Annotated in this window: 23 protein-coding genes; 11 read left to right on the forward strand and 12 right to left on the reverse strand. The window is 69.9% G+C overall.

The features are described 5' to 3' along the window. The first annotated feature begins 23 nt into the window (after positions 1-23). A complete protein-coding gene (gene glmS / locus ACN8HC_RS03995; protein ID WP_490073568.1) occupies positions 24-1841 on the forward strand; it encodes a glutamine--fructose-6-phosphate transaminase (isomerizing) in 1818 nt (605 codons plus the stop codon). On the opposite strand, the gene ACN8HC_RS04000 is transcribed toward glmS, so the two are convergent. Then, on the reverse strand, positions 1828-3423 hold the full coding sequence (locus ACN8HC_RS04000) for an ABC-F family ATP-binding cassette domain-containing protein (protein ID WP_490073569.1): 1596 nt from the start codon (positions 3421-3423) through the stop codon (positions 1828-1830). The genes glmS and ACN8HC_RS04000 overlap by 14 nt on opposite strands. A gap of 217 nt (positions 3424-3640) precedes the next feature. Between ACN8HC_RS04000 and ACN8HC_RS04005 the strand changes: the two genes are divergently transcribed. Then, positions 3641-5443: a long-chain-acyl-CoA synthetase gene (locus tag ACN8HC_RS04005; protein ID WP_490073570.1), complete on the forward strand. Its 1803-nt coding sequence runs from the start codon at positions 3641-3643 to the stop codon at positions 5441-5443. Between the two features lie 60 nt (positions 5444-5503). On the opposite strand, the gene ACN8HC_RS04010 is transcribed toward ACN8HC_RS04005, so the two are convergent. Then, the gene (locus ACN8HC_RS04010) at positions 5504-6247 is read right to left on the reverse strand and encodes a histidine phosphatase family protein (protein WP_490073571.1); all 744 of its coding nucleotides are present in this window, start codon (positions 6245-6247) and stop codon (positions 5504-5506) included. A gap of 116 nt (positions 6248-6363) precedes the next feature. Here ACN8HC_RS04010 and ACN8HC_RS04015 point away from each other — a divergent pair, with 116 nt between their 5' ends. Then, positions 6364-7194, forward strand: a complete 831-nt coding sequence (locus tag ACN8HC_RS04015; RefSeq protein WP_490073572.1) for a hypothetical protein — start codon at positions 6364-6366, stop codon at positions 7192-7194. On the opposite strand, the gene ACN8HC_RS04020 is transcribed toward ACN8HC_RS04015, so the two are convergent. The 4 genes from ACN8HC_RS04020 to ACN8HC_RS04035 all read right to left on the reverse strand — a co-directional run bounded on the left by ACN8HC_RS04020 (position 7158) and on the right by ACN8HC_RS04035 (position 11344). Beyond that, complete coding sequence (locus ACN8HC_RS04020) at positions 7158-8468, reverse strand: MFS transporter (protein WP_490073573.1); 1311 nt, start codon at positions 8466-8468, stop codon at positions 7158-7160. The two genes, ACN8HC_RS04015 and ACN8HC_RS04020, sit on opposite strands and share 37 nt — an antisense overlap. Before the next feature lie 204 nt (positions 8469-8672). Beyond that, positions 8673-8966: a hypothetical protein gene (locus tag ACN8HC_RS04025; protein WP_490073574.1), complete on the reverse strand. Its 294-nt coding sequence runs from the start codon at positions 8964-8966 to the stop codon at positions 8673-8675. A 45-nt stretch (positions 8967-9011) separates the two neighbouring features. Next, positions 9012-10271, reverse strand: a complete 1260-nt coding sequence (locus ACN8HC_RS04030; protein ID WP_490073575.1) for a fatty acid desaturase family protein — start codon at positions 10269-10271, stop codon at positions 9012-9014. A 17-nt stretch (positions 10272-10288) separates the two neighbouring features. Next, positions 10289-11344 (reverse strand): ferredoxin reductase, encoded by a 1056-nt coding sequence (locus ACN8HC_RS04035; protein WP_490073576.1) that lies wholly within the window; start codon positions 11342-11344, stop codon positions 10289-10291. Positions 11345-11437: 93 nt separating this feature from the next. Here ACN8HC_RS04035 and ACN8HC_RS04040 point away from each other — a divergent pair, with 93 nt between their 5' ends. From ACN8HC_RS04040 to ACN8HC_RS04050, 3 genes are all read left to right on the forward strand, one after another. Continuing rightward, positions 11438-12664: a PucR family transcriptional regulator gene (locus tag ACN8HC_RS04040; protein WP_490073577.1), complete on the forward strand. Its 1227-nt coding sequence runs from the start codon at positions 11438-11440 to the stop codon at positions 12662-12664. Positions 12665-12731: 67 nt separating this feature from the next. Continuing rightward, entirely contained in the window at positions 12732-13667 is a 936-nt protein-coding gene (locus tag ACN8HC_RS04045) for an alpha/beta fold hydrolase (RefSeq protein ID WP_490073578.1), read from the forward strand. Between the two features lie 52 nt (positions 13668-13719). Beyond that, a complete protein-coding gene (locus ACN8HC_RS04050) occupies positions 13720-14295 on the forward strand; it encodes a hypothetical protein (RefSeq protein WP_490073579.1) in 576 nt (191 codons plus the stop codon). On the opposite strand, the gene ACN8HC_RS04055 is transcribed toward ACN8HC_RS04050, so the two are convergent. Further along, positions 14282-15154, reverse strand: a complete 873-nt coding sequence (locus ACN8HC_RS04055; RefSeq protein ID WP_490073580.1) for a hypothetical protein — start codon at positions 15152-15154, stop codon at positions 14282-14284. The two genes, ACN8HC_RS04050 and ACN8HC_RS04055, sit on opposite strands and share 14 nt — an antisense overlap. A gap of 56 nt (positions 15155-15210) precedes the next feature. On the opposite strand from ACN8HC_RS04055, the gene ACN8HC_RS04060 reads away from it, so the two are divergent. The 3 genes from ACN8HC_RS04060 to ACN8HC_RS04070 are packed head-to-tail and all read left to right on the forward strand — an operon-like array spanning position 15211 to position 18202. Next, positions 15211-16890, forward strand: a complete 1680-nt coding sequence (locus tag ACN8HC_RS04060; protein WP_490073581.1) for an FAD-binding dehydrogenase — start codon at positions 15211-15213, stop codon at positions 16888-16890. 32 nt (positions 16891-16922) lie between these two features. After that, the gene (locus ACN8HC_RS04065; RefSeq protein ID WP_490073582.1) at positions 16923-17399 is read left to right on the forward strand and encodes an NUDIX hydrolase; all 477 of its coding nucleotides are present in this window, start codon (positions 16923-16925) and stop codon (positions 17397-17399) included. A gap of 50 nt (positions 17400-17449) precedes the next feature. Continuing rightward, positions 17450-18202, forward strand: a complete 753-nt coding sequence (locus ACN8HC_RS04070) for a class I SAM-dependent methyltransferase (protein WP_490073583.1) — start codon at positions 17450-17452, stop codon at positions 18200-18202. Between the two features lie 100 nt (positions 18203-18302). On the opposite strand, the gene ACN8HC_RS04075 is transcribed toward ACN8HC_RS04070, so the two are convergent. The 4 genes from ACN8HC_RS04075 to ACN8HC_RS04090 all read right to left on the reverse strand — a co-directional run bounded on the left by ACN8HC_RS04075 (position 18303) and on the right by ACN8HC_RS04090 (position 21729). After that, positions 18303-19394, reverse strand: coding sequence for a hypothetical protein (locus tag ACN8HC_RS04075; protein WP_490073584.1), 1092 nt, complete (start codon positions 19392-19394; stop codon positions 18303-18305). A gap of 86 nt (positions 19395-19480) precedes the next feature. After that, entirely contained in the window at positions 19481-20044 is a 564-nt protein-coding gene (locus ACN8HC_RS04080; protein ID WP_490073585.1) for a bacterial proteasome activator family protein, read from the reverse strand. Between the two features lie 24 nt (positions 20045-20068). Further along, the gene (locus ACN8HC_RS04085; RefSeq protein WP_490073586.1) at positions 20069-21046 is read right to left on the reverse strand and encodes an NAD(P)H-quinone oxidoreductase; all 978 of its coding nucleotides are present in this window, start codon (positions 21044-21046) and stop codon (positions 20069-20071) included. Positions 21047-21099: 53 nt separating this feature from the next. Continuing rightward, complete coding sequence (locus tag ACN8HC_RS04090) at positions 21100-21729, reverse strand: class I SAM-dependent methyltransferase (RefSeq protein WP_490073587.1); 630 nt, start codon at positions 21727-21729, stop codon at positions 21100-21102. Between the two features lie 94 nt (positions 21730-21823). Between ACN8HC_RS04090 and ACN8HC_RS04095 the strand changes: the two genes are divergently transcribed. Beyond that, positions 21824-22918 (forward strand): flavin-containing monooxygenase, encoded by a 1095-nt coding sequence (locus ACN8HC_RS04095; protein WP_490073588.1) that lies wholly within the window; start codon positions 21824-21826, stop codon positions 22916-22918. Here ACN8HC_RS04095 and ACN8HC_RS04100 read toward each other — a convergent pair. Then, complete coding sequence (locus ACN8HC_RS04100; RefSeq protein ID WP_490073589.1) at positions 22886-23656, reverse strand: IclR family transcriptional regulator; 771 nt, start codon at positions 23654-23656, stop codon at positions 22886-22888. The two genes, ACN8HC_RS04095 and ACN8HC_RS04100, sit on opposite strands and share 33 nt — an antisense overlap. Before the next feature lie 71 nt (positions 23657-23727). Between ACN8HC_RS04100 and hutH the strand changes: the two genes are divergently transcribed. After that, on the forward strand, positions 23728-25278 hold the full coding sequence (gene hutH / locus ACN8HC_RS04105) for a histidine ammonia-lyase (RefSeq protein ID WP_490073590.1): 1551 nt from the start codon (positions 23728-23730) through the stop codon (positions 25276-25278). Positions 25279-25310: the final 32 nt, after the last annotated feature.

Below are 25310 nucleotides of genomic sequence, written 5' to 3' on the forward strand. Positions count from 1 at the left end.
CGCGGACAGAACGGAGCAGGGACATGTGCGGGATCGTCGGGTATGTCGGGCACGGCAACGCCGTGCCGGTGTTGCTGGAAGGTCTGTCGCGTCTGGAGTACCGCGGCTACGACTCAGCGGGAATCGGCGTGATCACGGCCCGCGGACCGAAGGTGGTACGTGCCGTCGGGCGCGTCCGCGACCTGCAGCGCGCCCTGCCGGCACGGTTGACCGGCAAGGCAGGGATCGGACACACGCGGTGGGCGACCCATGGGCCGGCCTCGGAAGCGAACGCCCACCCACATCGTGACGCATCCGGCCGGATCATGGTCGTGCACAACGGAATCATCGACAATGCAGCCGTGCTGCGGAAGCGCCTCGAGGCCGAGGGCGCGCGCTTCGGGTCCGACACCGACACGGAGGTGCTCGCGCACTTGATCGCCGGCTCCGAGGCGAAGTCCTTGCCGGACAAGGTGTTGGACGCGCTCGGCCAGATCACCGGCACCTACGCCATCGCAGTCCTGGACGCCGAGACGCCGGGCGAGCTCGTCGTCGCACGGCAGGGCTCGCCGCTGATCCTGGGAGTGGGCGACCGGGAGATGTTCGTCGCGTCCGACGCGGCGGCGCTGGTGCGGCACACCTCCTCGGTGGTGCATCTCGACGACGGTGAGTTGGCGGCCGTCACCGCGTCCGGTTTCCGCACCTTCACCCGCGACAGCGCCGACACCGGGAAGCAGCCGGAGCAGATCGACGTCGACCTGATCGACCTCGAGCTGGCCGAGGGGACGTTCATGCGCAAGGAGATCCTCGAGCAGCCGGCGTCACTGGAGCGGATGCTGACCGGGCGCCTGGACGACCGCTTCGGCACGGCCCGGCTGGACGGTCTCGGCCTCGAGCCGCGCGAGCTGCGAACCTTCAAGCGCGTCAAGGCGATCGGCTGCGGATCCGCGTTGTATGCCGGGCAGATGGGCGCCGACCTGATCGAGGCGACGGCACGCATTCCGGCCGACGCGGAGGCGGCTTCGGAGTTCCGCTATCGCAACCCGGTCATCGAGCCGGACACGCTCTACGTCGCGGTCAGCCAGTCCGGCGAGACCGCCGACACGCTGTTCGCGGTGCGCGAGATCCGGCGCAAGGGCGGGCGCGTCGTCGGCATGGTGAACGTCGTCGGCTCGTCGATCGCCCGGGAGTGCGACGGCGGCATCTACCTGCACGCCGGTCCGGAGGTCAGCGTGTGCTCCACCAAGGCCGTCACGCACATGACGGTCGGGTTCGCGCTGCTTGCGCTCGCGCTCGGCCGGGTGCGCGATCTGTCGCACGCCGATGGCAAGCGACTGGTCGACGCGCTGCACGCGCTGCCCGGACAGGTCACCGAGATCCTCGCTACCGAGGACCAGATCGCGGCAGTGGCAAAGGAACTCGCCGATGCCCGCAGCCTGTTCTTCATCGGTCGGGTCAACGGGTTCCCGGTAGCCAGAGAAGGCGCTCAGAAGCTGAAGGAGATCAGCTATCAGCACGCCGAGGCCTATCAGGCCAGCGAGCTGAAGCACGGTCCGCTCGCCCTGATCAGCGCCGAGATGCCGACCGTGGCGATCGTGCCGGCCGGTGAGCTGGCCGAGCGCAACGTCGCCGGGCTGAGCGAGATCGCGGCACGCGGCGGCCCGATCGTTGCGGTCACCCACCAGGACGTTGACTTCGGCGACCTACCCGTGCGCCGGATCGACGTGCCGGGCAGCGCTCCGGAGCTGGACCCCATTCTGCTGACGATCCCGTTGCAGCTGTTGGCTTTCCATGTCGCCACGGTGCTCGGCCGCGACATCGATCGGCCGCGCAACCTCGCGAAGTCCGTCACGGTGGAGTGAGCCGGTCCACCGGTTGCAGCCGCAGCGTCTCGCCGGTCCAGCGCCGCCGGATCCAGCGGTCGTGACTGGCGAGTATGACGGTCACCGGACTCTGCGCCAGCGCCGACTCCAGCTCGTCGACCAGTGCCAGCGACAGGTGGTTCGTCGGCTCGTCGAGCAGCAGCAGGTCCGGTTGCCGCGCGATCAGCAGCGCCAGCTCGACCCGCCGCTGCTGACCCAGGCTCAACTCACCGAGCGGCCGCCGATGATCCCGCGGGTGCAGCAAACCGAGCGACGACAACGAGATCCGCGCATCGAGCCGTTCGAACAGGTCGGCCGCCGACGCGGACGGGTCGGGCAGCGCGACGTCCTGGGTGAGGAGCCCGATCTGCCGCGCTCGCACCTGGACATCGCCTGCCGGCGGGGTCAGCCGTCCGGCGATCACGTCGAGCAACGTCGACTTTCCGGCACCGTTCGTGCCCGTGACGAGCAGGTGCTCGCCCGGGCTGACGTCCAGCCGCTCGCAGCGCAGCCGGCCCGGCACCAGGACCGACCGCAGCATCGCGCCGGCGATCGGTTCCCGGTCGAAGGTGCCCGAAAAGCGCATTGGCGCGGGCGGTTTCGGGATTCGATCCCGCTCGAGCAACTCGATCCGCTGCTCGGCGTTGCGCCGTCGCCGGCTGACCGTGGCCTGGACGCGCTGCCCCTTGAAGCCGTAGATGAACTTGTCGTTGTCCCGCGGGCCGCGGTTGTGTGCGATGTCGGTGTTCGTGGTGTGCGCGGCGACCCGCAGGTGATTGAGTTCGTCCTGTTGCGCCTCGAACTCCTCCTGCCAACGCTCCCGCGCATCGCGCTTGGCCGCGAGGTAGTCGCTGAAGTTGCCCGAGAAGAGCCGCCCGCCCCTGCCGTCGGTGCCGAAGTGCGACGGGTCGAGGTCCACCACGGCGGTGCAGGTCCGGTCCAGGAAGACGCGGTCGTGGGAGGCGACCAGAGTTGCCGCAGTCATCGAACCCAGCTCTGCTTCGAGGAAGTCCAGCGCGTCGTCGTCGAGGTGGTTGGTCGGCTCGTCGAGCAGCAGGACACCGGGGCGTCGGGTCAGTAGAGCGGCCAGCGCCAGCCGGGAGCGCTCGCCACCGGACATCGACGCCACGGTGCGCGACCGATCGATGTCGCCGAGCCCGAGACGGTGCGCCGCCACTTCGGCACGCCGGTCGGCGTCCCACGCGTCGTGCTGCACCGCCCAGTCGAGCACGTCGGCATAGTTGGACGCAGCCCCCGCATCGTCGCCCATCCGTTCGGCGAGCTGCTCCAGTCGCTCGACGGCCGAGTGCAAGGGCGTGAGGGCGTCATACAGGACCTGACCGAGCGTGGCTGACGGGTCGAGCCCGCTGTCCTGGCTGAAGAAGCCGAGATCTGCTGAGGCCACGACGGATCCACCGTCCGGCTCTTGCAGGCCGGCGACCACGCGCAACAGGCTGGACTTGCCGGAACCGTTCTCGCCGACCAGGCCGACGGTCGCGCCGTTGGCAACGGACAGGCTGATGCCGTCGAGGACGCGGCGGTCGGCATACGAACAGACGAGATCGGTGATGAGCAAAGACATGAGAGACCAATTCCACGAAGGTGGGAGCACTCGCCGGGGACGGCCACGGACGCGAGCGATGACGGGTCTCAAAGCTTCATGATGGCCACACTGTGCCACGTGTCGCGTGTTCAGCACAAACGCGATCGGTGCGCGCGAACCACCGCCACGTTGGTTACTGGTGAGTACAGTGAAGAGTTCCGGGAGCCGCGCCTGCGACCAGCAAGGAGTACGTCCAGTGAGTCCACAGACCCGTCAGCGCGTCAGTCTGCTCGACCTCGGGAAGGGAGCGCTCGGGATCGTGCCCGATCTGCCCCTGCTCGCCCGGGAAGCGCCGGGCCTGCTGCTCCGCAAGCCGACGGCGAAGAACTCGCTCGGCCTCATCTTCCAGAACGCCGCAGCACGGCACCCCGAGCGTGTCTTCCTCAAGGGCGAGGGCGCCGACGGCGGCGTACGCACCGTCTCCTACGGCGAGGCCAACGCGATCGTCAACCGCTACGCGCACGTCTTGCAGTCGCTCGGTGTGGAGCGGGGCGACGTCGTGGGAGTGATGGCGCACAACGGGATCGACAACCTGCTGGTGCAGCTGGCGACCGTCAAGCTGGGCGCGATCGCCGGGCTGCTCAACTACAACCAGCGCTCCGAGGTGCTGGCGCACAGTCTCGGGATCCTGGGCGCCCGCATCGTGGTCGTCGAGGATGCCTGCACCGACGATCTCGGGAGCGCCGGCGACGGTGCCCAGGCGCAGCACGTGCTGACCTTCAGCGATCTCCAGGAGGCGGCGGCCGTCGCGCCGGAGGACGACCCGGCGGCCTGCGCTCAGACGATCGCCCACGAAAAGGCCTTCTACATCTTCACTTCCGGCACGACGGGGCTGCCGAAGGCATCCGTCATGAGCCACTTCCGGTGGCTGAAGTCCTACAGCGGGCTGGGTGCTCTCGGCGTGCGGCTGAAGTCGACCGACACGATGTATTGCCCGCTGCCGCTCTACCACAACAACGCCGTCACGGTCGCGCTGAGCGCGGTGCTGGTCAGCGGCGCCGCGATGGCCCTGCCCCGCAAGTTCACCGCGAGCGGCTTCTGGGACGACTGCATCCGGTATGACGCGACGGCTTTCGTCTACATCGGAGAACTGTGCCGCTATCTCCTGGCGCAGCCGGAGAAACCGGCCGACACTCAGCACGCAGTGCGCGTGATCGTCGGCAACGGCCTGCGCCCGGACATCTGGGCGCAGTTCCAGGATCGTTTCGGCATCAAGCGAATTGCCGAGTTCTACGGGGCCAGCGAGTGCAACATCGCCTTCATCAACGCCTACAACGTCGACCAGACCGCCGGCACGTGTCCGCTGCCCTACGCGGTGGTCGCCTACGACACCGAGACGGGAGCCGCAACCCGTGACGTGAAGGGACGGCTGCGCAAGGTGAAGAAGGGCGACGTCGGGCTGCTGCTCGCCAAGGTCACCGAGCGGGCGCCGTTCGACGGCTACACCGACGACGACGCGACCGAGGCGAAGCTGCTGCGCAGCGGCTTCAAGAACGGCGACCTGTGGTTCAACACCGGTGACCTGGTGCGCAATCAGGGCCTCACGCACGTCGCGTTCGTCGACCGGCTCGGCGACACCTTCCGGTGGAAGGGTGAGAACGTCGCGACGACCGAGGTCGAGTCGGCGCTCGGCGAGCTACCCGGCGTCGCGGAGAGCTCGGTCTACGGCGTCGCCGTGCCCGGCGCCGACGGCAAGGCCGGGATGGCGGCCGTCGTTCTGGCCGAAGGAGGTTCGGTGGACGGCCCCGCGTGGGCCGGGCAGCTGGCGCGCACGCTGCCGTCATACGCGCTGCCCCTCTTCGTGCGGATCACCGACTCCCTGGAGCACACCTCGACCTTCAAGAGCCGCAAGGTCGAGCTGCGCAACCAGGGCTTCGAAAGGCGAGGCGGCGACCAGGTTTTCGTCCTCACCGACGCCGAGCGCGGATACGTCCCGTTCTACGACGGCTACGTCAGCGACGTCGCGTCCGGCACGTACCCGTGTCTGCGAAAGCCGTGATGGCGAGGATCGAGCGGGGTATTCGAAGGAGCGTACGGGGGAGAAACGTCGTGAGTGTCCTCAGCGGACGGTCGCGAGCTTTGCCTCCGGCAGGTGGCCGATCTCGTTGTAGGTCAACAACTGCGGCAGCCCCTCCTTGTCCAGCTGCAGCCGGGTGACCCCGGTGTTGTAGCCGGCCATGGAGGTCGCGCGCCAGATGTTCTCGATCGCCAGGTCGTTGGTGTCGGGACGCTCCGGGTCGCGCACGTCGCGGTCCCACGGCTCACGGACGAGAATGCGCGCGACGATCCAGGAGATGAGCCCGACGCTGGAGATGACCAGCGTGCATTCGGCATCGTGCTCCAGCAGCGCTGACATCGCGGTGCGCACGCGGTGGTCGAAGGCGGAGAAGCTCTCGGTGTAGTCCTCGTCGTGCTCGCCGCTCGCCCAGCGGGCGATCGCCTGGGTGAACATGTCCTCGAACGCCGCGCGGGGCCGCAGGGTCCGGACCATGTCGGCCTTGAGGACAAGCATGTTCTTGTATGCCGGCTTGAGCGTGTTGATGATCTCGACGTGGTCCAGCTCGTTCCAGGCGTCGTCGACGTCGGTCGGGGTGAGCCAGCCGGCCGCGACGCACATCCCGGCGGCCGTCTGCCGCTGCCGGTGGAGGCTGCCGCTGACGATCCGGTCGGGTCTGACGTCACGCGTGGCAAGGAACTGCCCGAGCAACCGTGCCTGGGTGCGTCCGACGTCGCTGAGCTGGTCGTAGTCGCTCTTGCCGAACGACGCTTGGCCGTGCCGGACCAGGAGGATCGAACGTGGCATGACCTCAACCTATCCGGGGCCCGGTGGCGCAGGTGGTTTCACTGGTGGAACCGACGGGTAGCCGGAATTCGCAGGTAGTGGACCTGGCCTGCGAGCGCACCTGATCAGGAATCGAGATGAGCGCCATGCGATTCAATCTGTTGCACAAACACGAGGACGCCGCGGCCGATGGGGGCGTGCTGCCGGCCGCTGGGGCACGAAACGACAATGTTGCTCCGGAGGACAACGTCACGGACGACAACGTGCGAAACGGCAATGTCCGCGACGCCGGCTACCGAAACCGCGATCTCCGGGACGATGAGGGCGACACCCGGCCGGTGGGCCGGAACGCCGCCGATCCGGCTCCCGCCCGGCGGGAGGCGGTCGCGTCGCCGACTCCCGACGTGGTGACCGAGAAACGGCGTATCGCGCCACGGGCGCCGCAGATCGGCAGTGGGCTGTGCGGCTTCCTCGCCGCCGTCGGTGGCTACGTCGTGATCGCGGCGATCGTGCACGCCGTGGCGGCGAAGGTCGGCACCGGACACCGGATCGCGAGCGCGCTCGACGGCGCACGCCTCACCCAGCCGGCGGGTGTCAGCTGGAGCGGCGCGATCGCGCTGCTGGTGCTCGCCTTCGTGGTGTGCCTCATCGGCGGCTACGTCTGCGGCACGATGGCGCGACGGAGCGGTCTGATCGCGGGGCTCGCAGTCTGGCTCTGGGCTGCGGTGGCGGCCGTCGTGGCGTCCCTCATCGTCGAGTTCGCCAGCTCGAAGTATGCCGTGCTCTACCAGTTCGACCTGTTCCCGCGGATCCACGTCGGGTCGTTCACCGGTATGACGGGCGCCATCGTCAGCGCGATCATCCTGGCGGCGGCGGGCCTGATCGGTGCCCTGTTGGGCGGGACCACCGGGGCGGTGGCTCACCGCCGGGTTCACGTGGTGGAGACCGACTCCCGGTCACGCTGGTAGGTCCGGCGGGCGATCGTCACCAGGACGACGCCTTCGCCGATCAGTGCCAGCAGAGTGACGGCGAAGGCGTCGCGCAGTCCGTGGTGCCCCGCGAAGACCGTACCGGCGAGGAAGCCGAAGAGCAGCGGGCTGCCGCCCTCGGCCCCGTCGCGCAGCAGGGTGCGGACGGCCTCGGCGCGACCCCAGGTGTTCGCGCGGACGATGTCGAGCCGGGCCGCGTCGAGCGGGGCGGTGGAGGCACCGACCGCGGCGCCACCGGCCAGCAGCAGTGGTATGGCGATCCACAGCTGGGTGACGAAGATGCCGGGCAGGAAAGCCGCCGTGGCGAGGAACACGCTGCACGCGGGCACCACGATGCGCGCGTTCGGATGCCCTTGGTGCAGCAGCCGGTCCGCCAGCTGGCCGCCGACGACGAGGCCGCCGACAGCGGCGACGCCGATGAAGAGTCCGACGAGCACCGCGACCGGTTGCGGCAGCCCGTACTGCTGCTCCGCGAACTGCACTGCGAAGCCACGCACTCCGGCGAAGAAGAGGTAGCCGAGGGCAGATGCGACGATGAGCACCACGTTGGTCTTGATGCTCAGGACGTAGCGCACCGCCTGCCACAGCGAGAGGCGCTGCTGTTCTCCGTCGCTTCCGGTCTCCGCCTGAGCGCCGCGCTCCGGCTCGGGCAGTCGGTGCAGCAGCCAGCACACCACGAAGGTCGGAATGGTCAACGAGACCAAGGGGATACGCCAGCTGATGGTCGCCAGTTCGCCGGCTACGACGAGACCGAATCCGGCGCCGATCAGCTCGCCGCACAGCACGTAGCCGTAGATGTGCGCACGATGTTTCGCCGGCACGTAGTCGCCCATCAACGACGCGACGGCCGGCCCCGCGACGGCGGCGACACCGCCGAGGCCGATCCGGCTGGCCAGCAGCCACCGGTAGTCGGCTGCTGCCGCCGACGCCGCCATGGCGACGCCCCAGCCGGCGACGGCCCAGGCCAGCAGCCGGGTCCGGTTGACCCGGTCCACCAGCACACCGGCCGGCACTGCCATGACGGCGCCCACGATGATGCCGACGCTCAGCAGTAGCCCGATCTGGGTGACGCCGATGCCGAGGCCGGTCTCCAGCGCCGTGGCATCGGAGCCGATCGCCGACCCGTCGGCCGATTGCAGCCCCAGCACCGCGGCCAGCGTCACCACGACGCGGACGGGAACCTGCCGGGTGATGTCCTTGCGGACAGCGCGCACACGCGTGCCGATCAGTGCACGGATGCCGCGGTGGCTCACGCGCCGTGCCGCCGGCGTGGGTCGGTCGCGCGCTCGCTCATGTCGGATCGTCAACTCGCAGGGACACGGTGCAGATGTATGCCGGTGGCTACCCGCGAGGCATCCGGCGGAAACACGCCCGGCATACCCGCCGGATGACGTCCGGAACAGCGGCGGACGCCCGAACCATCGGCTGACGCCGCAGCGGGGCCGTCAGCCGCCGGTTCAGCCGTCAACGGGTGTCAGACGTCCGTCCTCACCGACGACGAATCGTGCAGCGGCGGCTCGACTTTCGGTCGGCAGCGCGGTGGGGCTGGTGCCGGCGGGGTGGCCGGTCCGCTGCGACGAGATGTGCTTCAGCCCGGTGGCGACACCGGCCGCCGACGCCTGAGCGGCTGGTATGGCGCCCGCCCCGACGATCAGGATGGCGGCGCCGCCGAGCACGGCCCGGCCGGCTCGGCGCAGCACACCGTAGTCGTCGCTCGGTTCGGACAGATTGAGGGCTGCGGTGGTCTCCATGACGGTCACTCAACCGTCGGGCGCTTGGCCCCTCCTGTGCCGCCGCTATGCCGCCGGGATGGGCTGGGCCGCCTTCAGCGCGGCCTTCGCGCGACGCCGCTTCGCCTTGTTGGGCGAATAGACGGCCTTGACCGTCTCCCAGCGGTTTTCGTCCGGCAGCGCGAGCTGGCAGATCTTCTTCCAGGTCTGGAAGAGCTGCTTCGGCAGCGGACCCGTGGTGTAGGGCAGGTCGTACTTGCGGCATACGGCACGCAGCTTCGGCGCGACCTCGATGTAGCGGTTGGACGGCAGGTCCGGGAAGCAGTGGTGCTCGATCTGGTGCGACAGGTTGCCCGTGAGGATGTGGAAGAGCTTGGAGCCGGAGAGGTTCGCCGAGCCGAGCATCTGGCGGATGTACCAGTCGCCTCGGGTCTCGCCGTCGATCATCTCCTCGGTGAAGACGTCGACGCCGTCCGGGAAGTGACCGCAGAAGATCACCGCGTGCGCCCACACGTTGCGGATCATGTTGGCCGCGACGGTGCCGGCCAGTCCGCGCTTGAAGGAGTTGCCGACCAGCAGGCCCGCCGCCGGCGTCGCGATGTAGTCCTTGGCGACCTGGCGGATCGCCTTCTTCTTCAGTGCGGCGAGGTCGGAGTTGAACTCCTCCTTGGTCTTCACACCCGCCTTGACCATGTCCCACTCGAGGTCGTACGACGCGATGCCCCACTCGAAGAGCGGCGCCAGGGCCGCGTTGACGACGGGGTTCCAGACGTCACGCGGCTGCCAGGGCTGGTCCTCGCTGACGCGCAGGATGTTGTAGCCGACGTCGCGGTCCTTGCCCAGCACGTTGGTCCAGGTGTGGTGAATGTCGTTGTGCGTGTGCTGCCAGCCACGCGCCGGCGCGACGAAGTCCCACTCCCAGGTGGTCGAGTGGATGTCCGGGTCACGCATCCAGTCCCACTGGCCGTGGAGCACGTTGTGGCCGATCTCCATGTTTTCCAGCACCTTCGACAGCGCGATGGCGCCGGTGCCGGCCGCCCAGCCCAGCTTGGTCTTGCTGAAGGTGAGCGCGATGCGGCCGCCGACGTCCAGGCCGCGGGCGATCTTGATCACCCGGCGGATGTATGCCGCGTCCGACGCGCCGCGTTCGGCGATGACCTCGTCACGGATGGCGTCCAGCTCGGCGCCGAGTTGCTGCACCTGCTCGTCGGTGAGGTGCGCCGCGTCGGAGGGCCGGACCAGGGGGGCGCCGGAGGTCGGCAGCACGCCGGTGCGCTTCTTGGCGGCGACGGTGGTGGTCTCGGTCGTTTCGGTCGTCAGGGTCACGAGATTCAGATCCTTGATCAGATGTCGAGGTGGCAGTTCCCGGCGGCAGCCGAGATGCAGGTCTGGATGAGGTCGCCTTCGGTGTCGATGATGTCGCCGGTGCGCAGGTCGCGCACCTGGCCGGACAGCAAGGGGGTCAGGCAGGTCCGGCAGATGCCCATCCGGCACCCGCTCGGCATGAGGACGCCCGCTTCTTCGCCGACCTCGAGCAGCGGAGTGCTCGCGTCGGCGTGGACTTCACGGTCGGACTTCTCGAAGATCACCGTGCCGCCGTTGCCGGCGACCTGGGTCAGCTTGGCCGTCTCGAAGCGTTCAACGGTCAGGCTCTCCGGAAGGTTCGCGTCCAGCCAGAGTTTCTCGGCATCGTCCAGCATCGCCGCCGGCCCGCAGACGTAGGTCTTGCGGCTGCGCCAGTCGGGGCACAACCCGTCGATGTCGCGCGTGGTCGAGAAGTCGATGCGGCCGTCGTCCGAGGTGTAGCGGTGCACCACGTGGAAACCGTCGTGCTGCGCCGCCAGCTCGGCCAGCTCGTCACCGAACAGTGCCGATTGGCGGTCGCGGGCGGAATGGATCAGCACCACGTCGGCGTCGGCGCGCTTCGGCAGGAGGGTGCGGACCATCGACACGACCGGCGTGATGCCGCTGCCGCCGGTCAGCATGAGGAGCGGACGCGGGCCGGTCGGCAGCAGGAACTCGCCCTGCGGCGGCGCCAGGAAGAAGATGTCGCCGACCCGGGTCTGGTGCGCCAAATGCGCCGACACCTTGCCGCACGCGGTCACCGTGATCTCCGGGTCACCGCCCGCGGGCGCGGACAACGAATAGGACCGCCATTGGCGCACTCCGTCGATCTCGACACCGATCCGGGCCCACTGGCCCGCGTCGTGCGGGGACCAGCCCGAGCCGGGCCGGAAGGCGATCGTGGTCGACTGCGGGGTCTCCGGACGCACCGCGGTCACGACGCCGCGCAGCTGCCGCGCCGAGGACAGCGGGTTGATGAGGGCGAGGAAGTCATGGGGCGGCGCGGGGTGCGTGAACACCGAGGCTGCGCGCAGTGCAGCGGACTTCAAACCCATGGGTCCACTCTAATTGGCTCGTGGCGCTGATTCATCCACCCGCGACCTACAATGGAGTATCTGGTTTTATCACCGCACCACAAAGGACGTCGTATGACGAGCACGCAGCGCCCCGTCCCGGGCAGCTCGATCGGCTACGAGATGCCGTGGTCGGAGCTGCCGCGGGACGTGAGCCGGCTGCTCGCGGGCTCCCTGCCGGAGCTGGTGGAGGAGATCGTGCTGCGCATCCCGCAGGAGGTACCCGAATACTCCCGGCCGCTCGAGGGAGAGTTCGGCGCGTCCGTGCGACGCGGGGTGGAGATCGCGCTCGGCCGGCTGTTTATCGACCTGCCCGGCCGCGACGAGCCCGCGCTGATGCCGGCCACGCGTGCGATCTACCGCCAGATCGGCGTCGGCGAGGCCCGGACCGGCCGCTCGCTGGAGGCGCTGCTGTCGGCATACCGGCTGGGCGCCCGGGTGACGTTTCGCGCCGTCTCGGCGATCGCCGACCGCGTCGGGCTCGAACCGCGGCTGATGCTGCCGCTCGGCGAGTCGATCTTCGTCTACATCGACGAGATCTCCGCGGCGAGCATCGAGGGCTTCACCGAGGAGCAGTCGCGCCAGGTGGGGGAGCGGGACCGGCGGCGGGAGTCCCTGTTGCGCCGGATGCTCGCGGGCAACCTGTCCGATGTGGAGGCCCGCCGGCTGGCGGCCCGGGCCGGCTGGCCCATTCCGCCGCGGGTGGTGGCGGCGGTGCTGCCGCCGGAGGACGCAGAGGGCCTGCGGGCCGCGCTCGGCGACGACGCCCTGATCAGTGGCCGCACCGGCGAGGTCGTCGTGGTCCTCGCGGCACCCGGCTCTGCCGCCGAGCGCGCCGAGGTCGGCGAGGTGCTGCGGGGCCGGCACGCGTGGATCGGTCCCGCGCGCGGGTGGGAGACGGCGGAGGAGTCCTATCGCGCCGCCGCGCTCGCGGCGGCCACCCCGGCGCTCGCCGACCCGGCCGGCGACGCGCGGTGGGTGGACGACCATCTCACGATGATCGCGTTGCGGGCCGATCCGCTGGTCATGCGCGACCTCGCGGCGCGGAGCCTGGAGCCGATGGCGCGGCTGCGTCCCGAGCAGCGGGACCGGCTTGCCGAGACGCTGCTGGTGTGGCTGAAGCACCGTGGGGAACGCGGCCGGATCGCGGAGGAGTTGCACGTGCACCCGCAGACCGTCGGCTACCGCCTGGGCCAGCTCCGCGACGTCTTCGCCGACGACCTGGACGACCCCGACCGGCGCTTCGAGCTCGAACTGGTGCTGCGGGCCGGGCACCGGCCGGACTTCGGGGAGACCGAGTGATCGACATACCAGGCCCGTGCGCGCCGGCCGAGCCACACCACGGCTCCGTCTCGTAGGTTTGTCGATCGTGACGACTGCGAAACTCGGCCACCGATACGTCGACCTGGATGGCACCAGGGTCCACTTCGTAAGCGAGGACGGCCCCCAGGACGGCCCGCGCTTCGTGCTGGTGCACGGGCTCGGCGGCTCCTGGACCAACTGGGCCGACGTCATGCCGCTGCTCGCGGAGCGAGGGCGGGTGGTGGCACTCGACCTCGGCGGTCACGGCCTCACCGACGTGCCGCCCGAGCGGGCCAGCGTGCCGGCCAATCTGCAGCTGCTGCAACGGTTCGTGCATTACGTCTGCGACGGACGGCCGGCGATCGTGGCCGGCAACTCGATGGGCGGTCTGCTGGCGGCGCAACTCGCGGCAGTGGACAAACGAGCCGTCGCGGGTGCGGTGTTGATCGATCCCGCCATACCTCCGACTGCGGTGAGCCGGCCGCATCCGCTCGTGCTCCTCGGGTTCGGGATCGAGTCGCTGCCGGTCGTCGGCCCGCGCTTCCTCGCCCGCCAGGGTGTGCGGGTGCCGTTGGAGAAACAGGTCGACTTCACCATGCGGCTGGTCACGAGCAACCCCGACCGGATCAGCAAGCAACTGCGGTTGCAGCACCTGGACGACACGCTGCAGCGGAGGGACCGGGTCGCCCGGGCCGACGCGCAGCATCTCGTGGCGACCCGGTCGCTGCTCTGGCAGCTCTTCCGGCGGGACCGGTACGCCGCGGCCATGGACCGGATCCTGCAACCGGTGCTGCTGATGCACGGTGCCCGGGACCGGCTGATCCACGTCGGCACGGCGCGCGCCCTCGCCGCCGCCCATCCGCACTGGACGTATGTCGAGGGCGCCGACAAGGGGCACACGCCGATGCTCGACTACCCCGACTGGGTGGCCGAGGAGATGCTCGCCTGGCTGGACTCCCAGGCCGCGATGACCCGGAAGGTGACCCTCGCACGGAGCGCGTGACGGGCACCACGCGATTTGCTGCCGGCGCGACGGTGCAGGCATGGTTGAGGGCATGAGTGACAGTCAGAACCGCTCCCGCGCGCTCGGCGTCGTCGCGGCCGCCGCCTGCGGGCTCCTCGCCCTGAGCGCCTGCTCGAGCAGCGGCTCCGGCGGCAAAACCTCCTCCTCCGCCAGCACCGTGTCGAGCACCGCGACCTCGTCCAGCAGCACGCCCTCGGTGAGCAGGTCGGTCCTGGCCTCGACGTCGTCGTCCGGCTCGGCCACGTCGTCCTCCTCCCGCGCCACACCCAGCAAGAGCACCGCGCACGCCGACCCGGTCGGCGCCTGCCTCACCGCCAACAACGAGAACAACGCCGCCAGCACGCAGTGGAACTCCGCGGTCAACTCCCAGTCGGCCAGCAAGCTGGACGCCGCGGCGAAGCATTTCCGCACCACCGCGGACGGCCTGCGCAAACTGCCCGCAAAGTCGGCGGACAAGGGCTTCGCCAGCCGCATCAAGGTGGTCGCCAATGACCTGGACGCAATGGCGAGGGCCCGGCTCGACGGCAAGACCGTCGACACCACGACCTACAACAAGGATTCCGAGAAGCTGCGGTCCTACTGTCAGACGCTGATCACGAAGGGCTGACCGCGCTGCGCGCCGCGGCCACCGCCTGCTCGGCGGCGGCGCGCGCCGCACCGGCCCGGTCGACGCGCTCGCGTGCGTTCTTCGCGGTCCGCTCGGCGGCGGCGAGTGCTCGTTCGGCGAGCTCGGCGGCCTCCCGGGCCGACTCCTCGTGCCGTTGCGCCTTCGTCAGTATGGCGAGGGCTTCCTCCAGCCGGCGTTCTGCCGCGGCCCGGGCTTCCTGAGCGTGCTTCTCCGCGGAGTCTCGCGTGCCGGCTTTCCCACTTGTCGGGGGCTTCTCGTTCGTCTCGCCCTTCTCGGCGCGCCGCGTGCCGGTGTCCGGCTGCGCCACCGGCTGCTTCCTGTCGAGCGGCACCGCGACCGCTTCGCTCAGGTCGACCTCGCCGAAACCGCTGTAACTGAGGGCGGCGACCAGATGACCGCTCAGCACCGCACGTGCCGCGTCGGCATCGGCCACCGCCGCGGTGAGCGTCTGGCCGAGTTGCTCACGGACGGTCGCGGTCAGCTCGTCCCCGGACTCCTCGGCCTCGGCGGCGATCGCGTCGATGACCGCGTTGATGCGCGGCGTGCGTTCGGCGCTGAGCGAGCGCAGCGCCGGCGCGTCCAGCTTCTGCTGCGCGGCACGCAGCTGCTCGCCGAGCTCGATCAACGCGTCCAGGTCGTCGCTGTCGCCGGCCCTGCGGTGCCGGTTGAGCAGGCCGGCCGCCGCCGTCGGGCGGCGCAGCTGCTTGATCCGATCCGCCAGCTCCCGGTCGCCTGCTGCCCGGGCCCGCTTGACCGCCGCGTCCCGTGTCTCGATGAACTCTTCGGGCGGCCCGCCATACAACTCCTCGACGGTGGTCTCGAAGTCGTCGCTCGCCATCGGTCCAGTCAACCGCACTGCTCGCGGGTTAGGTTGGAGCCCCGCGACTTCGAAAGGTGCTCACGCTCATGGACGCTGACGTCATCATCGTCGGGGCCGGCCTGGCCGGACTCGTGGCGGCCGGCGAGCTGATCACCGCCGGTAAGAAGGTCGTCGTCGTCGAGCAGGAAAACGCCGCAAACCTCGGTGGTCAGGCGTGGTGGTCCTTCGGCGGGCTGTTCTTCGTCGACTCGCCCGAGCAGCGCCGCATGGGCATCAAGGACTCGGTCGACCTCGCATGGCAGGACTGGCAGGGGAGCGCCGGCTTCGACCGGCTGGACGACGAGGACAGCTGGGCCAGCAGATGGGCTCGCGCATATGTGGAGTTCGCGGCGGGGGAGAAGCGCGCCTGGCTGAAGGAACGCGGCATGGGCTGGCTCGCGATCGTCGGCTGGGCCGAGCGGGGAGACGGCCGCGCGGACGGGCACGGCAACTCGGTGCCGCGCTTCCACATCACCTGGGGCACCGGGACGGGAGTGGTCAAGCCGTTCGTCGACGCGGCGCTGGCCGCCGCGGAGAGGGGGCAGGTGCGTTTTCTGCACCGGCACCGGGTCGACGAACTGATCCGGGACGGGTCGGCCGTCACCGGTGTGCGGGGACGAAACCTCGTGGACGACAACGCAGCTCGTGGTGAGGCGTCGTCCCGGGAGACGATCGGCGAGTTCGAGCTGACCGCGCAGGCGGTGATCGTCAGCAGCGGCGGCATCGGCGGCGATCACGACCTCGTCCGCCGGTGGTGGCCGTCCCGGTTGGGCACCGCACCTCGGCAGATGATCACCGGTGTCCCCGCGTATGTCGACGGCCGGATGATCGAGATCGCCGAGCAGGCCGGCGCGCGCACGGTCAACCGCGATCGGATGTGGCATTACGTCGAGGGCATCCAGAACTGGGCACCGGTCTGGCCACAGCACGCGATCCGGATCCTGCCCGGGCCCTCGCCGATGTGGTTCGACGCGCTGGGTCGCCGGTTGCCCTATCCCTACCTACCGGGCTTCGACACCCTGGGCGCGTTGCGCTACCTCCGGACGACGCCGGAGCTGGCGCCGTACGACCACTCCTGGTTCGTGGTGACGCAGCGGATCATCGAGAAGGAGTTCGCGCTCTCCGGCTCGGAGCAGAACCCGGACATCACCAACAAGGACCTCAAACTGCTGGCGTCGCGGGTCCGCAAGGGCGCACCTGGGCCGGTGGAGGCGTTCAAGCAGCGCGGCGCCGATTTCGTTGTGGCGGGCGATCTTTCGACCCTCGTTGACCGGATGAACGCGCTGACACCCGAGCCGTTGCTGGACGTTGCGGAGCTCGAGCGGCAGATCGTGGCGCGCGACCGGGAGGTGGCCAACGCGTTCAGCAAGGACGCCCAGATCACCGCGATGCGGGGCGCCCGGCGCTACCGCGGCGACCGGCTGATCCGGGTCGCGAAACCGCACCGCATCCTCGATCCGGAGGCCGGTCCGCTGATCGGCGTCAAGCTGCACGTGCTCACCCGGAAGTCGTTGGGTGGCTTGCAGACCGACCTGCAGTCCCGCGTGCTGGGGCCGACCGGTGCACCGGTCGACGGGCTGTTCGCGGCGGGTGAGGCGGCCGGCTTCGGCGGTGGCGGAGTGCACGGCTACAACTCGCTGGAGGGCACCTTCCTCGGTGGGTGCATCTTCTCCGGTCGCGCCGCGGGCCGGGCAGCGGCGGCACAGGTCGGCTGATGTCCCACGAGCATCCAGGTCCGGTGCGGCGCTTGGGTTTACGCATTTTCCGGCTCAGTCCGGCCCGGGCGGTCTGGCCGGTGATCCGGATCGCGACGCCGACCTTCACGGTCGGCGCGATCGCGCTCATCGAGTATGACGGCAAGCTGCTCGCACTGCGGCAAACCCACCGGCAAGGCGTCAGCCTCCCCGGCGGACTGGTCGAGAAGGGCGAGCAGCCGGCGGCCGCCGTGGCCCGGGAAGTGCTGGAGGAGACCGGAATCCGGATCGACCCCGGCGATGTCGTCGCGACGACCTTCGAGACGAAATTGCGGCACATCGACGTGTTGTTCCGGGTGACATGCGACGCGGAGCCCACGGTGCGCGTGGCGAGCGAGGCGACGTCATACGAATGGCTCGGGCTGGACCAGTGGACCGACGTCGACCCGGCGACCCAACGCATCCTGCACGCCGTCCGGGCGGTGCACCACGAGCCGCGCCTCGGCTCGGTGCTCCCGGCCCAGAGCTGACCCCCGTAAACCGGTTGCCATGGGATAGCCGGGTCGGGATAGTCGTCGGTATGGCGCCTGAACGAGCCCGCAGTTTCGGGTCGGTCGCTGCCGCCTATGAGCGTTACCGGCCCGAGTACCCCGAGTTGCTCGTCCGACTCGTCCGCGAGTATGCCGCGCGCCCGATCCGGTCGGCACTGGAGCTCGGCGCGGGCACCGGCAAGGCGACCAGAGTCTTCGTGAAGCAAGGGATTCCGGTGATCGCGACCGACCCGGACCCGGCGATGCTGGCGGAGTTGCGACGGGCCGTTCCCGGGGTGCAGACCGTCGAGGCGACGTTGGAGCAGTTGCCGCAGCTTGGCCCGTTCGACCTCGTCCTCGTCGCTGCGGCTCTGCACTGGACCGAACCCGACGGCAGGTGGGACCGGATCGCCGGGCTGCTCGTGCCGGGAGGGGTCTTCGCCAGCTTCGGTGGCGCGCCATACCTTGCCGACACCGGGCTGCACGAAGCGGTGAAAGCGGCTCAGCGGCCGTGGCTCGTCGACGAGTCGCCGCCGGGACCGACGACCGTCAGCGACGGAATGCACTGGCCCGGAACAGAACTCATGGCAGATCCGCGCTTCGAGGAGGTGCGGGAAACGGTGATCGAGCGGCGTCTGCAGCTGACCGCGGACGACTGGGTGGGTTATCTGTCGACCGTCTCGGCATACCTGGTGCTGAGCGAGACGGACCGGGCGGCCGCACTCGACGCCATCGCCGACAACCTGCCCGAGGTGGTCGAGGTGACCGCAGACATCACCCTGCATTTCGCCCGTCGGATGTGAGCCGGCGCACGGGAGCAACTTCAGGGTGGTTCCGGAGCGACTGACTCGAGCGCCGTCTTCGTCAGTCGCGGGGAGAGGGGGCGAGCGTCGGCGGGATGCCTCAGATGGCGTAGGGGTAGACACCCAGCATGTAGGCGCCGAACCAGGTACTCACCACGGTCGTCGCGACGGCGACGGTGACCTGGGTCATCCGAGAGCGCTGGGCGAGCGCCAGTGCGACCGGCGTGAGCAGCACGAACGCGGGAAGCAGCAGCCGCACACGGGAATTCATCAAGCCGGTCGACAGCAGCACCGTCGCGGCGGCAAGCGTGCCGTAGAGCGCCACCTGCCACGGCAGCCGGGTCGCGAACGTGAGGACGATCAGCACCAGCGTCGCCAGGATCACCCACGCCGTGAAGACATCGCCGGCGGTCTGGTTGGTCGCGAACGTGTCCCTCAGGTACCGGAGCGTGGCCCACCCGAAGTCGACGCCGGTGTCCCAGCCGTTGCCCTGGATCTGGAACCAGCCGGTCACCGATCCGGTGCGAACCGCCACGGCGGCCATCCAGGCGAGCCAGCCGAGCGGCGCCAGGACGATGCCGGCCCAGGGACGCCAGCCCGAGCGCCGGTCGCGGAACGCCGCAACGACCACCACCGCGATCAGCGCGACCGCCGTGGCGCGTGTCAGGCCGGCGCACAGGCAGAGCAGTCCGGCTGTCAGCCAACGCTTTTCGAGCACCATCCACAGCGCCCAGCCGGCCAGTGCGCAGTAGATCGCCTCGGTGTAGGCCATCGACAGGACGACGCTCATCGGTGTGGCCGCGAACAGCACCGCCATCAGCACGCCCGCCTGGTCGGCCCGGTCGTCGTCGCCGGGCCACTTGCGCGCGGCGCACCACGTGCCGATTCGGTATGCCGCCACGGTGGCGGCCGCTCCGCAGACCAGGCTGGTCGTAATGGCCGCGGCATAGGTGCCGATGCCGAGGAAGCTGACAGCGTGCACCACCCCCGGATAGCCGGGGAAGAACGCGTATGCCGTGTCGGCCGTGTGCCGGCCCTGCGCATCGGTCAGCGTGACGGGGACGCCGGAGTAGCCGTGCTGCGCGAGTGCGAGCATCCACTGGCCGTCCCAGGACGCCAGCATGTCGTGCAGCGAGCGGTTGTTGCGGTGTCCGACATACATCAGCCACCAGATGCCGATGACGCGCACCACCAGGAACAGGCCGATCCCGGCGAGCCACGACCGGCCCGCGAGGCGGTCCGCCCAGCCGGGGCCTGTGACAGTGTCCGCCCGAGTGGTCAGAGGTACTGCCCGGTCGGGCCGGCTGGTCCCTCGGTCGGCATCGGGTGCGGGACCTGATGCCCCGGGGGCAACCCACGCCGCATCGCCTGCAACTGTGCCTGAGCCGCCATCTGCTGGGCCACGATCGCCGTCTGGATGCCGTGGAAGAGGCCCTCCAGCCAGCCGACCAGCTGAGCCTGCGCGATCCGGAGCTCGGCGTCGCTCGGCGCGTCGTCGGTGAACGGCAACGCGATGCGTTCCAGCTCCTCGACAAGCTCCGGGGCGAGACCCTCCTTGAGTTCGCCGATCGACCGCTCGTGAATGTCGGCGAGTCGCCGGCGGCCGGCGTCGTCCAGCGGCGCGTTGCGCACTTCTTCCAGCAGCTGCTTGATCATCGAACCGATGCGCATGACCTTCGCGGGCTGCTCGACCAGGTCGGCGGGGTTCTCCTCCACCGTGCCCTCGGTCGTCTCGCCGTCGTCGCCGGAGTCGCCGCTCGACGGCGACGCGACCCCCATGCCGTCCTGGGTCACGACGACGATCCGTTGCTGGTCGTCCTGGTTCTGCTCGTCAGACGTCATGGCGTCCATCCTGCCAAATGGAGTTCAGGCTCTGCCGACCGTGAGCAGCACCTTGCCGATGTGCTGCGACTCGGCGAGCACGCGGTGCGCATCGCCGGCCCGGTCCAGCGGCATCGTCTCGTGCACGATGGGTCGCACGGTGCCCGCTTCGAGCAGCGGCCAGACGTGCTCGCGCACCTGCCCGACGACCTTGGCCTTGTTGGCGCGGTCGCGGGCTCGCAGGCCCGTCGCCATGATCGATCCGCGTTTGCCCATCAGCGCGCGGATGTCGAGTTCGCCGGTGTTGCCGGCCTGCAGGCCGATGATGTCGAGCCGCCCGTCCATCGCGAGCGCAGCGATGTTGCGTGCCAGGTACTTTGCACCGATGACGTCGAGGATGACGTCGGCGCCGCCCTCCGCGGACACGACCTCGACGAAGTCCTGCTCGTTGTAATTGATGAGTATGTCGGCGCCGAGTTCCGCACACCGCCGCAGCTTCTCGGCGGATCCGGCCGTCACCGCGACGCGCGAGTGAAACGCCTTGCCCAGCTGGATCGCCATGGTGCCGATGCCGCTGGATCCGCCGTGGACCAGGAGGAGTTCGCCCGGTTGCAGGTGCGCCGTCATGAAGACGTTGGACCACACCGTGCACACCACCTCGGGCAGCGCGGCGGCCTCGACGAGGCCGACGTCACCCGGGACCGGCAGCAGCTGACCGGCGGGGACTGCCACCTGCTCGGCATACCCACCGCCGGCGAGCAGCGCGCACACCCGATCGCCGACCGACCAGCCCGTGACGTCCTTGCCGAGGGCCGCGATCGTGCCGCTGACCTCGAGGCCGGGAAGCTCGGACTCGCCCTTCGGCGGCGGGTAGAACCCCTGCCGTTGCATCAGATCCGCCCTGTTGACACCGGCTGCGGCGACGTCGACGAGGACCTCGTCATCGCCGATCGTCGGGGTGGGGATCTCGCTCAGGGTGAGCACGGACTCATCGCCGAAGCTCGGCAGGGTGATCGCACGCATGGGTCAGACGTTACGCGGCGAGCAAGACCCTCGGGGACGACGCCTGACGACCGTCACCGGCTGCGCAGGATCGCCCACTGGTAATGCAGGTCGCTCTCCACCTCGGCGGGCCAGGTCTCGAAACTCTCGACGCTGCCGTGGCGCACGAGCGCGGCGCGGAGGTCGCTGTCGCTGCGCAGCGCGAAGAACCGCGGCGGCCCGTATGCCGCGTCACCCCAGCGCTGCTGCCGCGTCGTCGTGGCGCCCCAGAGGCCGATCGCGACCGGTGCTCCGGGACGCACCACGCGAACCAGCTCGGCCAGCGCGGTGTCGAGGTCCTCGTCGGCGACGTGCAGCAGGGTGCTGGCGGTGTATGCAGCGTCGAACTCGCCTGTCCCGAAAGGAAGGTCGAGAGCAGACGCCACCTGGACGTCGAGGCCTTCCGCCTGGCACAACTGGACGCTCGCCGGCGCCAGATCGACGCCTCGCACCGTGAGGCCGGCCGCCTGGAAGGCGAGTGAGTCGCGTCCGGGACCGGTTCCCACCTCGACGACGGACGTCCGCTGTTCCTGCCCCAGTTGCGCGATGAAGGCGTCCCGGTGCTCGACCCGCGCTGCCGGGAGCGGGTTGTCGCGCCGGTGCTCGGCCTCGTTGTCGTAATAGGTGCGCAGGTCCGCCTCGCGCTCGGCACGGGTCTCGGGCACTGGTGGTCCTCTCCGTCGGGTCGTCCGACCCTAGTGCGCTCGGGCGTCACCGGGTACCCGGAATGACGGGTCCCCGGAAGTTGTTCAAATTTGTATGGCTTCCGATGTCACGATGATCCGACGGAAGGCGGTCGTCGTGGGTGCCGGGCAGGCGGGACTGTCGGCGAGTCACTTTCTGCGCACGGGCGGCCTGCGGCCGGGCACCGATTTCGAGGTGTTGGACGCCAATCCCACGCCGGGCGGCGCGTGGAGTCACCGCTGGGACGCGCTGACACTGGGGGACGCCCACGGCATACATGACCTGCCCGGCTTCCCGCTGGGACAGCCCGATCCGACCGAGCCCGCGCGCGAGGTGGTCAAGCGTTACTACGGCGCGTATGAGCGTCACGAGGCGCTGCAGGTGCGGCGGCCGTGGCGGGTGACGGGGGTCGAGGACTCCGGGGATGGGCCGCTGCTGCTGCATGCCGAGCACGACGGGCGGCGTCGCGACTATCTCGCCGATGCGGTGATCAGCGCCACCGGCACCTGGGACCGGCCCTATGTGCCGCGCTACCCCGGGCACTTCGCCGGACGGCAACTGACCACGCGTGACTTCCGCACACCGGAGGACTTCCGCGGCCAACGCGTGCTGGTCGTCGGCGGGGGCGCGTCGGCGGTGCAATTCCTCCTCCTGCTCGAGCGGTATGGCGTCCCGACGCTCTGGTCCACGCGCCGGCCGCCGCAGTGGACCGACCGCACCGCGGGGCCGCGCTGGGGCGCTGAGGTCGAGCGGCGGGTCGCCGCCAAGACCCGCGCCGGACTGCCGGCCGGCTCGGTGGTCTCCAACACCGGCCTGCTGCGACGGCCGGAGTATGCCGCCGGCATCGCGCGCGGCACGCTCGTCAGCCGGGGCCGCATCGCACGCCTCACCGAGCACGGCGTCGACTTCGCCGACGGCAGCCACGAAGAGGTCGACGTGATCCTCTGGGCGACCGGATTCCGTGCCTCCCTAGGGCATTTGACGCCGCTCAAGCTGCGTGAGCCGGGCGGCGGACTGCTGGTCGGGGACGACGACGTCTCCCTGGTGAAGGAGCCGCGGCTGTTCGTCGTGGGTTATGGCCCGAGCGCTTCCACGCTCGGCGCTACACGGGCCGGACGGCGTGCCGCGCGTGGCGCGCTACGGGTGCGTGACCGACGCGCGGTGGCCTAACCGCCGGCTCAGCTCCGCTGCGGCTGAGCGAACCGCTGCGACGAGCGAACCTTCCGCCGGCGGATCGTCGGCCGGGTAGGTGACGGCGATGCCGGCGGCCGGGCCGCCGTTGTAGTCGAGTGCGGCCATCGCCACGGAAGCGAAACCCGCTGATACCGAGTCGGTCTCGACGGCATACCCACGCCGGCGGACTTGCGCGAGCTCCGAGTTGAGTGCGGTGAGCGACGTCGGGCCGCGGTCGTTGCGCTGCACGAAGGATGCCCGGTCCGGATAGAGCGCACGGACCTGCTGGGCGGGCAGCGCCGCGAGCATCGCCAGGCCGGACGCCGTGAGTGCGGCGGGCAGCCGCACGCCGACATCGGTCACCAGTGAGGGCCGCCGCGGAGCGCGCTCCTCGATGACGTAGAACACGTCGCGGCCGTGCAGCACCGCCAGGTGAGCATTGTGCGTGGTGCTCTCGACCAACCGGCTGAGAACCGGTCGGGCGATCCGCTGCAGTGGCGCCTGCCGGACGTATGCCGAGCCGAGTTCGAACACCGCGACGCCGAGTCCCCACCGGTGGTCGTCCTGCAGGTGCGTCACGAAGCCGGCATCCGAGAGCACCGACAACAGGTGGTAGGTCGACGAGCGCGGCAGGCCGAGCTCGCGGGCAATCGCCGCGGCGGGCATCGGCTCGGCGTGGCGGGCGAGCAGCTGCAGCAGAGAGACCGCGTGACCGGCGGCGGGGGCGTTCGCCATACGAGCATCGTCTCAGATATGAGACACAAACGGTGGTGTGGCGGGGGTTGGCTGATTGGCGCGGGTATCCAATGGAAGACATGAGCCAATCGATTGTTGTGGGAGTGGGTCCGCTGTCCATCGCCGATGTCGTCGCCGTCGCCCGGCACGGAGCGCGCGTCGAGATCTCTGCGGAGTCGCTCGCCGAGGTGGCCCGGAGCCGCGCCATCATCGAGCAGCTGGCGGACGACCCGATCCCGCACTACGGCGTGTCCACCGGATTCGGTGCGCTCGCCACCAAGCACATTCCCGTCGAGTCGCGCGCTCAGCTGCAGCGTTCGCTCGTCCGCTCGCACGCCGCCGGGTCCGGGCCCGAGGTGGAGCGCGAGGTGGTGCGCGCCCTGATGTTGCTGCGCATCAGCACCCTGGCCACCGGCCGCACCGGCATCCGGCCCGAGGTGCTCGAGACGTATGTCGGGATGCTCAACGCCGGCATCACCCCGGTCGTCCACGAATACGGCTCGCTCGGTTGCTCCGGTGATCTCGCGCCGCTCGCACACTGCGCGCTCGCGCTGATGGGCGAGGGTGAGGTGCGGAACGTCGACGGCGAACTGCTCCCGACCGCAGACGCGTTCGCTGCTGCCGGGCTGACACCGGTCGAGCTGCGGGAGAAGGAGGGGCTCGCCCTCATCAACGGCACGGACGGCATGCTTGGGATGCTCTGCCTCGCGATCACCGACCTGACCGCGCTGACCAAGGTGGCCGATCTGACCGCCGCAATGTCGATCGAGGGACTGCTCGGCACCGACGACGTCTTCGCGGCCGACCTGCACGCTCTGCGGCCACAGCGCGGTCAGGCACTGAGTGCCCAGAACCTGCGGAACATCTTGCGGGACAGCGAGATCCGGGAGAGCCACCGCAATCCGGCGGCGTGCACCCGCGTGCAGGACGCCTACTCGCTGCGTTGTTCCCCGCAGGTCGCCGGCGGCGCACGCGACACCATCGCGCACGCGAGTGCTGTCGCCGATGCCGAACTCGCTTCCGCGGTCGACAACCCGGTCGTCACCAAGGACGGCCGGGTCGAGTCGAACGGGAACTTCCACGGTGCGCCCGTGGCGTACGTGCTGGACTTCCTCGCGATCGTGACCGCCGATCTGGCCAGCATCAGCGAGCGTCGCACCGACCGCTTCCTCGACGTCTCCCGCAGCAACGGCCTGCCGCCGTTCCTCGCCGACGACCCCGGTGTCGACTCCGGTCACATGATCGCCCAATACACCCAGGCGGCAATCGTTTCCGAGCTCAAGCGGCTCGCCAGCCCGGCATCGGTCGACTCGATCCCGTCGAGCGCCATGCAGGAGGATCACGTCTCGATGGGCTGGTCCGCGGCCCGCAAGCTGCGCCGCGCGGTGGACGGTCTGCGCCGGGTGCTGGCGATCGAGCTGCTCACCGCGGCCCGCGGCATCCGGTTGCGTGAGCCGCTGCGTCCGGGGCCCGCGACCGCCGCGGTCATCGATGCACTGCCGTCGATCGGCGTCCCCGGACCCGACCGCTTCCTGTCCCCCGAGATCGAGCAGGCCGTCGAGTTCGTCGCCACCGGTGACGCGCTGGCCGCTGCGGAGAGCGTCACCGGCGCACTGGTCTGACGCCGCGACATACGAAAACACTTGTGATTGAA

It is taken from the genome of Flexivirga sp. YIM B11880 (genome assembly GCF_058148645.1).

Bases quoted from the DNA above. Each gene is read 5' to 3' on its own strand.
- glmS (WP_490073568.1), top strand. From the start codon at position 24: ATGTGCGGGATCGTCGGGTATGTCGGGCACGGCAACGCCGTGCCGGTG.
- ACN8HC_RS04000 (WP_490073569.1), bottom strand. From the start codon at position 3,423: ATGTCTTTGCTCATCACCGATCTCGTCTGTTCGTATGCCGACCGCCGC.
- ACN8HC_RS04010 (WP_490073571.1), bottom strand. From the start codon at position 6,247: ATGCCACGTTCGATCCTCCTGGTCCGGCACGGCCAAGCGTCGTTCGGC.
- ACN8HC_RS04015 (WP_490073572.1), top strand. From the start codon at position 6,364: ATGAGCGCCATGCGATTCAATCTGTTGCACAAACACGAGGACGCCGCG.
- ACN8HC_RS04025 (WP_490073574.1), bottom strand. From the start codon at position 8,966: ATGGAGACCACCGCAGCCCTCAATCTGTCCGAACCGAGCGACGACTAC.
- ACN8HC_RS04035 (WP_490073576.1), bottom strand. From the start codon at position 11,344: ATGGGTTTGAAGTCCGCTGCACTGCGCGCAGCCTCGGTGTTCACGCAC.
- ACN8HC_RS04040 (WP_490073577.1), top strand. From the start codon at position 11,438: ATGACGAGCACGCAGCGCCCCGTCCCGGGCAGCTCGATCGGCTACGAG.
- ACN8HC_RS04050 (WP_490073579.1), top strand. From the start codon at position 13,720: ATGAGTGACAGTCAGAACCGCTCCCGCGCGCTCGGCGTCGTCGCGGCC.
- ACN8HC_RS04055 (WP_490073580.1), bottom strand. From the start codon at position 15,154: ATGGCGAGCGACGACTTCGAGACCACCGTCGAGGAGTTGTATGGCGGG.
- ACN8HC_RS04070 (WP_490073583.1), top strand. From the start codon at position 17,450: ATGGCGCCTGAACGAGCCCGCAGTTTCGGGTCGGTCGCTGCCGCCTAT.
- ACN8HC_RS04080 (WP_490073585.1), bottom strand. From the start codon at position 20,044: ATGACGTCTGACGAGCAGAACCAGGACGACCAGCAACGGATCGTCGTC.
- ACN8HC_RS04085 (WP_490073586.1), bottom strand. From the start codon at position 21,046: ATGCGTGCGATCACCCTGCCGAGCTTCGGCGATGAGTCCGTGCTCACC.
- ACN8HC_RS04095 (WP_490073588.1), top strand. From the start codon at position 21,824: ATGGCTTCCGATGTCACGATGATCCGACGGAAGGCGGTCGTCGTGGGT.
- ACN8HC_RS04100 (WP_490073589.1), bottom strand. From the start codon at position 23,656: ATGGCGAACGCCCCCGCCGCCGGTCACGCGGTCTCTCTGCTGCAGCTG.
- hutH (WP_490073590.1), top strand. From the start codon at position 23,728: ATGGAAGACATGAGCCAATCGATTGTTGTGGGAGTGGGTCCGCTGTCC.